Source organism: Pontibacter sp. LHS1, assembly GCF_058932855.1.
The window spans coordinates 255,188-269,163 of sequence record NZ_JBZYWF010000007.1 but is presented as its reverse complement, the minus strand read 5'-3'; the positions used below and the strand labels follow the sequence as shown (position 1 = coordinate 269,163).

General features: G+C 51.8%; 12 protein-coding genes. 5 read left to right on the top strand and 7 right to left on the bottom strand.

All coding sequences use genetic code 11. The features are described 5' to 3' along the window. The first annotated feature begins 13 nt into the window (after positions 1–13). Positions 14–1,759, top strand: coding sequence for a DNA polymerase/3'-5' exonuclease PolX (gene polX, locus AC5FXQ_RS15250; protein ID WP_493603282.1), 1,746 nt, complete (start codon positions 14–16; stop codon positions 1,757–1,759). A 3-nt stretch (positions 1,760–1,762) separates the two neighbouring features. Further along, positions 1,763–2,755: a glycosyltransferase family 9 protein gene (locus tag AC5FXQ_RS15245; protein ID WP_493603281.1), complete on the top strand. Its 993-nt coding sequence runs from the start codon at positions 1,763–1,765 to the stop codon at positions 2,753–2,755. A 108-nt stretch (positions 2,756–2,863) separates the two neighbouring features. On the opposite strand, the gene AC5FXQ_RS15240 is transcribed toward AC5FXQ_RS15245, so the two are convergent. Beyond that, entirely contained in the window at positions 2,864–3,811 is a 948-nt protein-coding gene (locus AC5FXQ_RS15240) for a TraB/GumN family protein (protein ID WP_493603280.1), read from the bottom strand. Between the two features lie 121 nt (positions 3,812–3,932). Between AC5FXQ_RS15240 and AC5FXQ_RS15235 the strand changes: the two genes are divergently transcribed. Further along, the gene (locus AC5FXQ_RS15235) at positions 3,933–4,343 is read left to right on the top strand and encodes a hypothetical protein (protein ID WP_493603279.1); all 411 of its coding nucleotides are present in this window, start codon (positions 3,933–3,935) and stop codon (positions 4,341–4,343) included. Positions 4,344–4,560: 217 nt separating this feature from the next. Here the strand turns inward: AC5FXQ_RS15235 and serS are convergent, their stop codons facing one another. After that, positions 4,561–5,835, bottom strand: a complete 1,275-nt coding sequence (serS, locus tag AC5FXQ_RS15230) for a serine--tRNA ligase (protein WP_493603278.1) — start codon at positions 5,833–5,835, stop codon at positions 4,561–4,563. A gap of 281 nt (positions 5,836–6,116) precedes the next feature. On the opposite strand from serS, the gene rho reads away from it, so the two are divergent. After that, positions 6,117–7,913, top strand: a complete 1,797-nt coding sequence (gene rho, locus AC5FXQ_RS15225) for a transcription termination factor Rho (RefSeq protein ID WP_493603277.1) — start codon at positions 6,117–6,119, stop codon at positions 7,911–7,913. A 108-nt stretch (positions 7,914–8,021) separates the two neighbouring features. On the opposite strand, the gene AC5FXQ_RS15220 is transcribed toward rho, so the two are convergent. The 5 genes from AC5FXQ_RS15220 to AC5FXQ_RS15200 form a co-directional block, all read right to left on the bottom strand. Continuing rightward, positions 8,022–8,495, bottom strand: coding sequence for a hypothetical protein (locus AC5FXQ_RS15220; protein WP_493603276.1), 474 nt, complete (start codon positions 8,493–8,495; stop codon positions 8,022–8,024). 68 nt (positions 8,496–8,563) lie between these two features. After that, positions 8,564–9,469: a UbiA family prenyltransferase gene (locus tag AC5FXQ_RS15215; protein ID WP_493603275.1), complete on the bottom strand. Its 906-nt coding sequence runs from the start codon at positions 9,467–9,469 to the stop codon at positions 8,564–8,566. 124 nt (positions 9,470–9,593) lie between these two features. Beyond that, a complete protein-coding gene (locus AC5FXQ_RS15210) occupies positions 9,594–10,409 on the bottom strand; it encodes a class I SAM-dependent methyltransferase (RefSeq protein ID WP_493603274.1) in 816 nt (271 codons plus the stop codon). Between the two features lie 24 nt (positions 10,410–10,433). Next, positions 10,434–10,895: a YciI family protein gene (locus AC5FXQ_RS15205; RefSeq protein ID WP_493603273.1), complete on the bottom strand. Its 462-nt coding sequence runs from the start codon at positions 10,893–10,895 to the stop codon at positions 10,434–10,436. A 20-nt stretch (positions 10,896–10,915) separates the two neighbouring features. After that, positions 10,916–11,428, bottom strand: a complete 513-nt coding sequence (locus AC5FXQ_RS15200) for a hypothetical protein (protein WP_493603272.1) — start codon at positions 11,426–11,428, stop codon at positions 10,916–10,918. Between the two features lie 184 nt (positions 11,429–11,612). On the opposite strand from AC5FXQ_RS15200, the gene AC5FXQ_RS15195 reads away from it, so the two are divergent. Beyond that, positions 11,613–13,949: a penicillin-binding protein 1A gene (locus AC5FXQ_RS15195; RefSeq protein WP_493603271.1), complete on the top strand. Its 2,337-nt coding sequence runs from the start codon at positions 11,613–11,615 to the stop codon at positions 13,947–13,949. Positions 13,950–13,976 lie beyond the last annotated feature (27 nt).

Sequence of the window (13,976 nt, the reverse complement as noted above, 5' to 3'; positions counted from 1 at the left end):
TGGTGGCAAAGGTATGGCGGCTTTTTCTATCTTTGTACTTATACACAACACTGCCTTGGAAAATAAGAAAATCATAAAGCTGTTTAAGCTGGCCGCCGAGCTCATGGAGCTGCACGATGAGAATCCTTTTAAGGTGCGCTCATACGTGAACGGTGCTGCTGCGCTGGAACTGGTAGAAGAGCCGCTTGAAACTAAAAGTCAGGCCGAGCTGGAAGGTATAACAGGGGTGGGCAAAAGCATTGCTGCCCGCGTGATCGAGATAAATGAAACCGGTTCTTTCACGGAGCTGGATCAGCTGCTTTCGGTGACGCCACCGGGTGTGGTAGAGATGCTGCGCATCAAGGGAATCGGTCCGAAAAAGGTGCGTAACCTTTGGAAAGAGCTGGGAGCAGAAACCGTAGAGGAACTGCTGGACGCCTGCGAGCAGGACAAAGTGAGCAAACTGAAAGGCTTCGGCGCCAAGACCCAGGAGAATATTAAGCAGGCCCTGCTCTTTACGCAGCAGAACCGTGGCAAACTGCTTTTTGCAGAGGCTGAGCCAGCTGCCCAAGCCTTGTTGGAACAGGTGCAACAGACCCTGCCGGATGCTGAGGTAGCGCTGGTCGGTGATGTGCGCCGTTGTATGGAGATTGTAGTGAAGCTGGAGCTGGTTGTAGGCACCGATAACCCAACGGAAGCAGAAGCCGCCCTGAACAAGCTCGACGAGCTGCAGCAGGACGAGCTAAGCTCCGGGCCTATGGTATGGCGCGGCAAACACAGCCTGAGCGGGCTGGCCACTGAGATTCGCTTCGCCAGTCCGGCTAACTTCCAGAACGAACGCTTCGTACGCTCTGCTTCCCAGGAGCACCTGACGCAGGTGTTTGCAGCCAACAAGAACATGCTCACTGTAGCCCGCGAGAGCAGCCACAGTTCTGAAGAGGACATCTACGCCTCGGCAGGTATGGCCTACATCGTGCCGGAGCTGCGGGAAGGTACCAACGAGCTGCAACTGGCTATGGAGAACAAGCTGCCGAAGCTGCTGGAGGTGTCCGACTTAAAAGGTATTCTGCATAACCACAGCACCTACTCCGACGGCGCCCATACCCTGGAGCAAATGGCAACTTACTGCCGCGACATGGGTTACCAGTACCTGGGTATATCCGATCACAGCAAGACGGCTGCATATGCCGGTGGTTTGCGCGAAGGCGATGTGCTGCGTCAGCAGAAAGAGATCGACGAGCTGAACCAGAAGCTGGCTCCTTTCAAGATATTCAAAGGTATAGAGTCGGATATTCTGGGAGATGGCTCACTGGATTATGAAGAAGACATCCTGAAAACTTTCGATTTCATCGTAGCCAGCATCCACAGCAACCTCAACATGGACGAGCAGAAGGCCACAGCCCGCCTGATCACGGCCATCGAGAATCCTTATACTACGATGCTCGGCCACCCGACCGGACGCCTGTTGCTGCGCCGCGAAGGCTATCCGATCAACCACAAAATGGTGATCGACGCCTGCGCCGCCAACAATGTGATCATCGAAATTAACTCCAACCCCTGGCGCCTTGACATTGACTGGCGATGGGTGCACTATGCGCTGGAGAAGGGCGTGATGCTGAGCATTAACCCGGATGCGCACCACACCAGCGGCTACGACGACATGCGCTACGGCGTGCTGGTTGGTCGCAAAGGCGGACTAACTAAGGAAATGACCTTCAATGCAAAGTCTGCGGAGGAAGTGGAAGCTTATTTTAAGGCCCGGAAGGAGAAGATTAAGTAGCGGATGCCGAAGATACTCATTCTCCGTTTTTCCTCTATCGGCGACATCGTGCTAACTACGCCGGTGGTGCGCTGCATTAAGCAGCAGGTGCCGGGGGCAGAGGTGCATTACTGCACGAAGCAGGGTTTTAGAGGTATATTGGAGCCTAACCCTTACATCGACAAAGTGCACACGCTGAGCGGCAGCCTGGGCGAACTGGTGCAGCAACTCAAGTCCGAAAACTTCGACTTTGTGGTGGACCTGCACAACAACCTGCGCACACGCATCATCAAAACCCGACTTGGCAAACCATCAAAAAGCTTCGATAAACTCAACTACGCGAAGTGGCTGATGGTGAACCTGAAAATAAACCGTCTGCCCGATGTGCACATTGTAGACCGCTACCTGGCTGCTGCTGCGCCACTAGGTATACAGGACGACGGAAAAGGACTGGACTACTTTATACCTGCCACCGAAGAAGTAGACATCAGTACATTGCCGGAGCCCTTCTGGCAGGGGTACACGGCCTTTGCCATCGGAGCGCAGCACTACACCAAGCGACTGCCCACGGAGCGCATCATCGAGCTGTGTGCGGATCTGAAACAGCCAATCATCCTGCTCGGTGGCAAAGAAGACGCTGCTACAGGTGATGAAATAGCTGCCTACATACAGGCGGCGGGTGATGCGCAGGGAACAGTTATCTACAACGCCTGCGGTAGGTATAGCCTGGCTGGTTCGGCTTCGCTGGTGCGGCAGGCACAGCAGGTGGTCAGTCACGACACGGGGCTGATGCACATTGCAGCGGCTTTTCAAAAGGACATCATCAGCGTATGGGGCAACACCATACCTGAATTTGGCATGTACCCTTTCCGGACCAGGTATAAGGTGCTCGAGGTAAACGGACTGCCATGCCGTCCATGCTCCAAAATAGGGTATAGCAAGTGCCCCAAAGGTCATTTCAAGTGCATGCACGATATTGATTTCAGCGCCATCGATCGACAGCCTTTTAAGGTATAGCACAGACTGACTAGAGATCAGGAAGGTATAAAGCAGCATCGCCCGCGCAGGTATAAACTTGCGCGGGCGATGCTGTTTTATCAGGTATAGCTATACCTAGTGGTTGGTTTACTGCAGTGGTTTTACGGTATAGCCGGCTCTCTGCAGCAACTGCAGCAGGCCATTTTCGCCAGGCAGATGCAGAGCCCCCACTGCTATAAAAGTAGACTGTTCTTTCATAATGGCAGGTAGCTTGGTCATCCAGGCCTTGTTTCGGTCGTCCGTCATATAAGCCATGTCGCCACCGCCAGTCAATTCGTTGTATTCCTGCGATAGCACCCACATACCTGCCAGGTCTTTGTTAAAGTACAGCTGCACGAGCTTGTCAGACATTTCCATGGCAGTTCCTTTGTTTTTTACATAAGACACGAGTTGCTCTGCCTGCTTGTCCAGCGGGTGATGATTATAAAGCAGGTCAAACTGCTGCTCCATGGTTTCAAGCGTGCTCACCTTCTTTTTGCTCTTCTTGTTATAGCTGGCAAAGTACATGTCGAGTGGCTGTCCTGTGTATTCTTTCAGGACTTCCATGCGCTGGTAATCTTTCAGGGAAAGCATCAGCAGCAGTGTCATCGGCTTCATCTGGTCTGCCATGCTCAACTCAAACCCGAACTGAGTCTTTATTTCCTCGTTCACCAGTGCGTAATCCTCTTTGCTCAGCAGGTTCGAGAGTTTGTTATCCGGCATGACCATTTTGGCTCCTAGCTGCATCATTTTAGCAGAGTCGATCTCTGTTTCTACCACCACGCCGCGGCTTTCCATAAAGCGCTCCATCACCTCCGGTACCGTATTCAGGAAGCTGGCGTTGAGCAGGTGGTACGTGCCGTACAGGTAGGATGGCTGCTTTAAACCGTTGCCGCTGATCTCCCAAAGCAGTGATTTGGCGGAAGTAATTGGTTGTGCTTGGGCCGTGGTGGCTTTGGCCGGTTTTGATTTTACTTTCTGGGCCTGGCTGAGGGTAGGGCAGATAAGGAAGGCTACCAACAGGTATAGCCAGACAGTTTTGTTTTTGAAATGCATGTGTATGAGATAATAAAAGGTTGTTTCAGATAAAGTAGGATAGCTGTAGTTTTGCAAGTAGAATGCCCGTAAATCTGGATGCAGAAACGGGTGACTGTAAATATTCAGAAAACTAATTGAAATGTCCAAACATAATCTGAACTGGCAACCCACCGACGAACAACTACTCGATGCCCTGCTGCTTGCAACGGGCGGTGAGGGAGGCGCAACGCTGCAGGATGTGCTGCTGATGATCGATGCCCTGGATGGCGACGTGCTAACACTGCAGGAGCTGGAGCAAGGACTGGAAAAGCTGGTGTCAGCTAACTTTGTGCTGGTGCAAAAAAACAAGCTAGCCCTGTCTGAACAGTTCCTGGCCAGGTATGAAGAACTGACGCTAACATCTGAGAGTGAAGCATCTGAGAGTCCGCTGCAGAAACTGCTCTCACAGACGTCTCTCAGCGAAGCAGGTATACAGCAGGCCAAAACCGAGGCACTCAAAAAATACAAACTCAAGAACCATTACCAGCAGTACCTGGAGCAGTTTGGGTAGTTCTTTGGTTGGGGGTTTAAAGACTCAGAAACTTGGAAACAGGAAGCTTTGGGAAATTTTTAAAGTTGAAGATGATCAAAGAATGAATCATCAGTCAAAAATCTCAAGAAAAGCTGTCAGGAACTGAGGTAAAAGTAAAGTAAAAAAGAAGCGCCGCTGAGGTAATTCAGCGGCGCTTCTTTTTTCAGGTATAATGCAATTTGCAAATTTTCAACTCTTAAGAGATCTTCTCAAAGCCGAGGTATGGGTGCAGCACCTTCGGCATGTTGATGCCGTCCGGTGTCTGGTTGTTTTCGAGAATAGCGGCTACGATACGCGGCAGGGCCAGGGCGCTGCCGTTGAGGGTGTGCAGCAGCTGTGTCTTGCCCGACTCGGTTTTATAGCGCAGCTTCAGACGGTTAGACTGGTAGGTCTCAAAGTTAGAGGCAGAGCTCACTTCCAGCCAGCGGTTCTGGGCGGTGGAGTAAACTTCCATGTCGTAGGTGAGGGCAGAGGTAAAGCCCATGTCGCCGCCGCACAGACGCAGCACACGGTAGGGGAGTTCCAGCTTCTGCAGCAAGCCCTGGATGTAGCTACTCATTTCTTCCAGCGCTTCGTACGATTTCTCAGGTAGCGTAATCTGAACAATCTCTACCTTGTCGAACTGGTGCAGGCGGTTCAGCCCGCGCACATCGGCACCCCATGATCCGGCCTCTCTTCTGAAGCAGGGTGTATGGCCCGTGTTCTTGATCGGCAGTTGCTCCACCGGCACAATCACGTCGCGGTAAAGGTTTGTGATCGGCACCTCGGCAGTTGGGATCAGGTATAGGTTATCTTCAGTGGCGTGGTACATCTGACCGTCTTTGTCAGGCAACTGGCCGGTGCCATAGCCAGAGGCTTCATTCACCAGGATAGGTGGCTGTACCTCCATGTAACCGGCCTTCATAGCTTCGTCCAGGAAGAAGTTGATAAGCGCACGCTGCAACCGGGCACCTTGCTTCTTGTACACCGGAAAACCAGCGCCGGATATCTTGTTGCCCAGCTCGAAATCGATGATGTCGTATTGCTGAATCAACTCCCAGTGTGGAAGGGCCCCTTCGTGCAATTGCGGAATTTCACCGTGTTGGAGAACTACTTCGTTGTCTTCCGCTGTTCTACCTTCAGGAACACTTGCATGCGGAAGGTTCGGCAACTTGTATAGTGCTTGCTGTATTTGCTCTTCGATGGCAGATAGCTGCTCAGCCAGCGATTTGGTCTGCTGCTTTAACTCGGATGTTTCTGCTTTGTAGGCTTCGGCTTTTTCGCGGTCGCCGTTTTTCATCAGTATACCGATCTCTTTAGAGATTGCATTGGCACGGGCCTGCAGCTCATCGTGCTGGCTTTGCACCTGTCGGCGCTGCTGGTCAAGAGCTACAATGGCTTCCACTTCCTGAGCGGCATTTTTGTAGTTTTTCTTGGTAAGTCCAGCTACCACCAGCTCTGTCTGCTCTCTTAAAACGTTTAGCTGTAGCATAATTTGGGTCTTTGTATAGCTGCAAAAATATACTTTTTTAGGTTGTAAGCGGCATTTACGAAATCTTTTAAGGAAAAACTGAAACATTTTCAACAAAAACTCCGCTAATATTTGTTAATTAATAAGCATTGCAATAACATTGCAGTGCAATTTATGGCAGGCCCTATCCTGAGCCGCACAAAACTCTATCGCATTCATTCATTTTCCGAATTATAAGTAAAGCTCTCGCTGCGTTCGCCCAAGCGTGCCAAGCAGGTTAATTTAACTACCATACCACATTTATGTACAAAATTGAAGAATTGAAAGATAGGCTTCTTTCAGAACTCAAGGAAATTGCAGAAGACCTGGGTGTCAAGAATTTCAAGAAACTCAGCAAACAGGATCTGGTTTACAAAATCCTTGATCAGCAAGCCATAACCCCTCCCGAACAATTGCCGAAAAAAGTAAAGTCCTCCCCTAGCACAGCCGCCGTAAGCGAAACCGAAGCTACTGAAAACACAATTACTACCAGCGAAGAGCAACCGGCACCTGCCCCCGCAGCGCCAACCGAACGAAGACCTGCACGCGAAGCAGCCCGTCGCGAACAAACCAGTCCGACTTTAGTACAACAGCCTGCACCAACAAAAGACCATGGCCCGCAGCGTGAGCGCACAACTACCCGTCGCGACAACCGCAACGAAGGCAGCAATCCTCGTGAGCAGCGCCAGGAGCCGCGTGTCGAGCGCACAGAGGCACGCCCGGAGCGTGCTGAGAGACCGGAACGTACAGAGAGAGCAGAGCGTGTTGAGAGAACGGAACAGCGTCCTGAGCGCACCGAGAGAAGCGATAACCGCGCAGAACAGCGTGAGCAGCGCCCTGAGGTAGGCAACCGCAGCGATAGCCGTAGCGACCAGAACCGTGGCGGTGATAATTTCCCGCGCCGTCAGCAGAATGCGGCTGCAAACAGCAATAACTTCCGTGAGTTTGACGGAATAATCCTAAATGAAGGTGTGTTGGAGCTGATGCAGGATGGCTACGGCTTCCTTCGCTCTACGCACTACAACTACCTGGCCTCGCCAGATGATATTTATGTTTCTCCTTCTCAGATCAAATTATTTGGTCTCAAGACCGGTGATACTGTAAAAGGTCAGATCCGTCCACCGAAAGAAGGGGAGAAGTACTTTGCCCTACTTAAAGTGGATTCTGTAAACGGACGTACCACGGAGGAAATCCGCGACCGTATTCCTTTCCAGCACCTGACGCCGCTTTTCCCGGAAGAACGTCTAAAGCTTACTACCAGGCCAAGCCAGCTTTCGACTCGTATACTTGACCTTTTTGCCCCAATCGGTAAAGGCCAGCGTGGTATGATCGTGGCGCAGCCGAAAACAGGTAAGACCGTGTTGCTGAAAGAGATTGCCAACGCGATCTCTGAAAATCACCCGGAGGTATACCTGATGATCCTGCTCATAGACGAGCGTCCTGAAGAAGTAACCGACATGGCCCGAAGCGTGAGAGCGGAGGTGATCGCCTCTACTTTCGACGAAACTGCCGAGCGCCACGTGAAGGTGTCGAGCATCGTACTGGACAAGGCCAAGCGTATGGTAGAGTGCGGCCACGATGTTGTGATCCTGCTCGATTCCATTACACGTCTGGCACGAGCCTATAACACAGTAGTGCCTTCATCAGGCAAGATCCTGTCGGGTGGTGTGGATGCCAACGCCCTGCACAAGCCGAAGCGCTTCTTCGGTGCTGCCCGTAATGTAGAAAACGGCGGCTCCCTGACCATCATCGCCACTGCCCTGATCGACACAGGTTCTAAGATGGACGAGGTGATCTTTGAAGAATTTAAAGGTACCGGTAACATGGAACTGCAGCTGGACCGCAAACTGGCCAACCGCAGAATCTACCCAGCTATCGACGTGCCTGCATCCGGTACACGCCGCGAGGACCTGCTTATGGATCGCGACGAACTCAACCGTATCTGGATCCTGCGCAAGTTTATGTCCGATATGAACTCCGTAGAAGCCATGGAGTTCCTGAAAGACAGAATGCAGGGTACCAAGAGCAACGAAGAGTTCCTGATCTCGATGAACGGATAAGATATACCTTACTATATAAAAAGACCGGCCCCACTGCTGCAAAGCGGTGGGGCCGGTCTTTTTATATTGAGTTAACTTTGAATAAACAAAATATCCATTTACTACTCCTTAACTCCAAAATGGATAAGTTGGCTTAGCTAGCAGGTAGACAGTATAGGTGAGCACTACACCATACACAATGTGTGCGAAGATGAGCGTGATCAGGTAGGTGCGAAGGGAAATGAGTGGCGGGCGAGGGTGCACCAGGAAGAACAGATACCAGATAAACATCGCCATCAGGCCATGGGCCAGCCCGAAGAGAAAGCCCCACGAGGCGTTTATGAGCCCTACCTCTGAGTGCCACAGCGCAATGTAGAACAGCGCAAAAATGATCCCGACCAGGTAATGTGCGACTGTGCCGTATACCTTGGTACTGGTCGCCATCGAGAGAGAGCCGTCGGGTTGGGTGCGGTTGGTAAGCATGGTGCCCAGTATCCGGATCACCTTCATAACACGGTGTGTCACAAACGAGAGCAGGTATAGAAAGGCAGTCATGGCGGCGGTGGCGGCAATTCCACCTGTTAAAGCGTAGAGGAGTTTCATGGTGCGACGGTTTTTGCTGTTATACGAAATCAGGCTATCTAGTTATAAAGTGCCAGCCTGTACAGGATCTAAGAAGTATAAATAGAGCGTAGCAGGAGTATCAGGAAGAAAGCGAGGCTGATACAAAGCGACGAAATCTTGTTCATGCGCATCGTATTCTCAAAGTTCACCTCATTTGAGTTCTGCCACGACTTCCGTACCCAGCTCAGGAAAAAGTAAATGATGGGCGCGGTACAAAGCAGGAAGACCACTATGTTGAGCAGTTGTCCCAGCGCCAGGTATAGCCCGATCAGGAGTGCTGCTCCCACACCCAAGGCTATACCTGCAAACACGAAGGTGCCCCGTATACCTAGCAGTAAGCTCAATGTTTCGTCACCTCGCTCGCTGTCTTCCTGGTGCTGATAAATTTGTGTGAGGGGATATGAGCCGCAGAGAAAGAGTGTACTTACCAGTGCAAACCAGATATTCGGCGATTGCCAGATGAGGTCAAGCTCGAGATCAGCCCCGGTTTGTACCATGAGAAAAGTAAAAGCGCCCTGGAACACCGTAACAACAAGGGTACTAATAACCGGGTATTTCTTGAGCCGGATATCCCGATCGCTGTAAGCTTTGGAAACCAGCAGGTATAGCCCAACCATCAGGGCAAACAGCGGCGATAGCAAAAAGCTAAGCAGCAAGGCCAGCACATCAAATAACAGCACCAGGTGAAACAGCTCCTGCGTGACTTTGGGCGGTCTGCGGAGTCCGCCAATACTGCCTTCGTCGCGGTCGTGGTATGAGTTGTAGCCGTTGCTGGCAGGGTATACCAGTACGTGCAGAATAAAGAACACGGCGGCGGCCCGCCAAAAGGTGTAGCCATCCACCACACTCAGCGCAAACCAGTACACGGGCATCAGGTATACCGAAAACGGAATCCGCATCAAGGTCAGGGCACTACTGTATTTTCCGATAACAGGTATAGCCAGTGGTTTCAAGGTGTGAATTGTTGGTTGTTAATCCTTCATTTAAGCAGTTCTCAACTTTTGTGAGATATATTATCGGCTCATGTTTTAATCTTTTCGAGCCACCTCCTAAAAATCAATTAACAATTAGCAGTCATCAATTCTCTGGATATCCCAGCAGATAAATGACTTGCTTGCCCGGTCCGGTCCCCACTATGCCGCTGCGCCAGGTATAGCCGGGCGGAGTATCTACTCGAGCCAGCAGCTCGTCTAGCATCCTGGGGTTGTAAAGCCTGAACAGCGACACCAGACCATCCCAAAGTATACCTAACGGGATGATTGGTATAAGGTACGTGAACAGCAGGCGACTAAGTTTAAAAGGGCGGATAAAAGGTGTTACCAGCAGGATGATGATGGGGAAGGTAAGCAGAAAGATGATCAGTTCGGCCCAGGTCTTGCCACCTCCTTCAAAGATGCCGATAGGAGCCCGTTGATCGGCCGCATTCTGCAAAATAGCCACCGCCTGCTCCGGTCTGAAATGGTGAAAAGAAGAGAAGATCGTGCGTGCGCCCTTCACCTGCGGCGGGACTTTCGTGGCATCAACGGGAGAGGCTATAAAATCAATCAGCCCGCCGGATTGGTTCTGCAGGTACTCGTAGGCGCCTAGGTTGGGGTATCGGTCAGATAAAGTAACACGCACAGGCACACCCATGCGCTGACTCAGGGCTTCGCGTATACCTGCTATGCCACCACCGGCACCCGAGCAAAGGTCTGTAAAGTGTGTTTGGCCACTGCGACGGAGCAGGTCTTCCAGCAGAGGTATAGCCGGTCCGTAGGCTCCGAGCTTCGAGATCATAAAGCGCAGGAAGTCGAGCATGCCCTGGCGGAAAATGTGCGGAAACCAGGGCTGGTCTTCTAGCTCGAATAGGTGCAGACGGAAGTTCAAGGGCAGCAGCGATTGTTTTGTTCGCATACTGTCCGATGCCTATAAAAGTTGCTACGGTAGCGTTGTGCCGCGCTGGCTCATCCAGGGGTGCAGCTCCATGATCAACTTGCCGGCTTTTACAGCCGGGTCTGCTTCGGTCAGTGCCTTTGCCTCTTCCAGGGTAGCCACATCAAAAATGAAAATGCCACGCAGCTCGCCATTGTCCAGGAACGGACCGGCCATCACCAGTTTACCATCTGCGGCCATCTGGCGGATGTGTGCCATGTGTCCGCGCTGGATGCTGTTCACCTCGGCCGTGTCAGTTGGCTGGTAAGGACCTTTTTTGAGCAGCGCCATGTAATAGGTCTTCATCTGGCTCATGTCCATCTCGCCAGATTTTTTAGGTGTCTCCTGAGCTGTAGCGGCCGGGGCTTTTTTTGCGGCAGGCTTTGCTTTTGATTGAGCCTGTGTGGATAGTGTGCAGCAAAGGCTGAGTGCCAGGGCTATACCTGCAGTTTGTAGCAGTTTTTTCATAATGGTAAAGGTATAGAAACTTATCTGTGTTCCACAACGCCCGCAGCACCAGCCCCAATGCTGAAATCATCTTCCGTATTGCTGAACAGTTGCCAGTATTCTTCCTGCGGCTTGTCCAGATCAGGCTTTAGCACAAGTCGGTCGCCATTCACAAAAGTCATTGCCACACCATAAGCGTCTCTAATTTCTACGCTCTCAATTGCCAGAGCCTGGCTGCTGATCACCAAACCCTGCAGCCGCTGATCGCGGAGGTTGGCGCCGGGTACTTTCCAGTCGAACTTGGGAGAGGGCAGGCCGGGCTCGCGTTTGCGCATGAAAACCTCATTGTGCTTGATGGTGTCACCGTTAGCCAATTCGAAAGTCCAGGGGCAGTTTACGGCGAGGGTATAAAGGCCCACATCCAGAATCAATCCTTGCGGGGTGGTATAGCTGGTCTTGCCGAAGTGGAAGTACTGCACCAGTTCGTTGCGGGTAGTCTTGGTCAGCGGCAAACCCTTGATCTTGTCGAAAGCTGCCTGTAGTTGCTCTTGCATGGGGGTATAGGTAATGCTATGCGCAAAGATAGGCAGGGGGCGTCAAAGTTATAACAGCTTCTGTATAACACTGACTAAGTTTTATGCGTTTCTGGGAAAGTATTTGTACACAAAAGGTATATTTGCAGTAGATTAGAAAGAAGCGTTCCGTTAAAATACGGGCAATCTGCCCTGATGATATAACATGCTGCAAGAGCAAGAAAAAGAAAAGCCACCGGTTAAGAAGAAGAGGTCCGTGTACGGCAGTGTGATCGGCTATACCTGGAAGCTGTTCCTACTGGGGCTGATGGTGGTGATAGGCTATCTGGTGAGTGTGGAGTATAACTTCTTTTACCTGTTCGGCTCTTCCCCGAGTCTGGACAGGCTGGAAAACCCGCGTAGCGACCAGGCCTCAGAGCTATATACTGCCGATGGGCAGCTTATCGGTAAGTACTTCCGCGAAAACCGCAGTCCGGTTAGCTACAAGCAAATGTCGCCTACGCTCATCAACGCCCTGATTGCCACAGAGGATATCCGTTTCTACGAACATGCAGGTATAGACCCTACGGCCATTTTCGGGGCCGTATACGACAACCTGCGCGGCGAAAGCCGTGGGGGCAGTACCATTACGCAACAGCTGGCCAAAAACCTGTACAAAACCCGCACCGACGATTCGAAGGGCGTACTGGGCCATATACCTGGCCTTAACATTGTCATCTCCAAGACAAAGGAGTGGCTCACGGCCATCAAACTGGAACAACGCTATACCAAAGAAGAGATCCTGGCGATGTACCTCAACACCGTAGACTTTGGCAGTAACTCATTTGGTATACAGGTCGCCTCTAAAACCTTCTTCAACACCTCTCCTGACAGCCTGAAAACAGAGCAGGCGGCCGTGTTGGTGGGTTTGCTCAAGGCCCCAACCTATTACAGTCCACGCTTCAACCCTGAGAATGCTACCCGTCGCCGCAATACCGTGCTGGGGCAGATGGCCAAGTATAACTACCTGACAGCTGCTGAGGCCGACTCGCTGAGTCAATTGGCGCTGGAGCTGGAGTACAAGGTGGAGAACCATTACGACGGACCAGCTACCTACTTCCGTGGTGCTGTGGCCGACTTCATGAAAGAGTGGTGCAAGCAGAACGGTTACGACCTGTACCGCGATGGCCTGAAGGTATACACCACCATCGACTCCCGCATACAGGTACACGCCGAGGCAGCCATGGAGCAGCAGATGCGTACCCTGCAGCGCCGCTTCGACAACCACTGGCAAGGCAAAAACCCCTGGGTGGACGAAAAGAACCGCGAGATCCCGAACTTCATTGAAGAGACGATCAAGCGCACGGACTACTACCGCCGCCTCAAGAAGAAGCATGGCGATGACGTAGCCGCCATTAACAAAGAGCTGAACACACCACGCGAGATGATGGTGTTTACCTGGGAAAACCCTGCCCGCGAGAAGAAAATGACCATGTCGCCACTCGACTCCCTTCGCTACTACAAGCGCTTCCTGCACGGCGGTATGATGACCATGGACCCCTTCTCTGGTGAGATCAAAGCCTGGGTGGGTGGTATCAACTACAAGTACTTTAAGTATGACCACGTGAAGCAGGCGCGACGCCAGCCAGGCTCAACCTTTAAGCCTTTTGTGTATGTGGCGGCTATCGATAACGGCTACTCGCCCTGCGACAAGATCGTAGACACGCGCATCACCATCAATTATGTGGAGAAAGGGGAGAAGAAGAGCTGGTCGCCTACCAATGCTGACTGGGCTTATACCGGTGCTCCTATGACCTTGCGCCGTGCCATGGGTAAATCTGTAAATTCCGTAACAGCACAGCTCACAGAGCTGGTAGGTTGGGAAACAGTGGTAGACTACGCGCACAAGTTAGGTATAAGCAGTCCGCTGGACAAGGTGCCGTCTATTGGTTTGGGCCCGAGTGACGTATCGGTGTATGAGATGGTAGGTGCCTACAGTACTTTCCCGAACCACGGTTTCCATACAGCCCCCCGTTTCATTACCCGAATAGAAGACCGAGAAGGCAACCTGATCGAGCAGTTTGTGCCGGAGCAGAAAAAAGTATTAAGTGAAGAAACAGCCTTCCTGATGATGCACATGCTCAAAGGCGGTATAGAAGAACCAGGCGGCACTTCACAGGCCCTGTGGGAATACGATCTCTGGAAAGGCAATGAGATAGGCGGCAAAACCGGTACTACTTCTAACCACTCCGACGGCTGGTTTATGGGCGTGACCAAGGACCTGGTAACCGGTGTGTGGGTAGGCGGCGAGGACCGCAGTATTCACTTCCGTACTTCTAACCTGGGCGAAGGCTCCAAAACGGCCCTGCCGGTATACGGCCTCTTCATGGAACGCATATACAAAGACAAAGACCTCGGCTATACCATGGGGCGCTTCCCAGGCCCAACAGTCAAGATCAGCAAGAAGTACAACTGCACCACCGTACTGCCAAAAGCGGAGCCAGACTCCACATCACTTGATCTTGATCTCGATATACTGGACCTGTCGGAGTTTTTGCAATAATATCTCTACAAAGCAGCAGCGCCCACT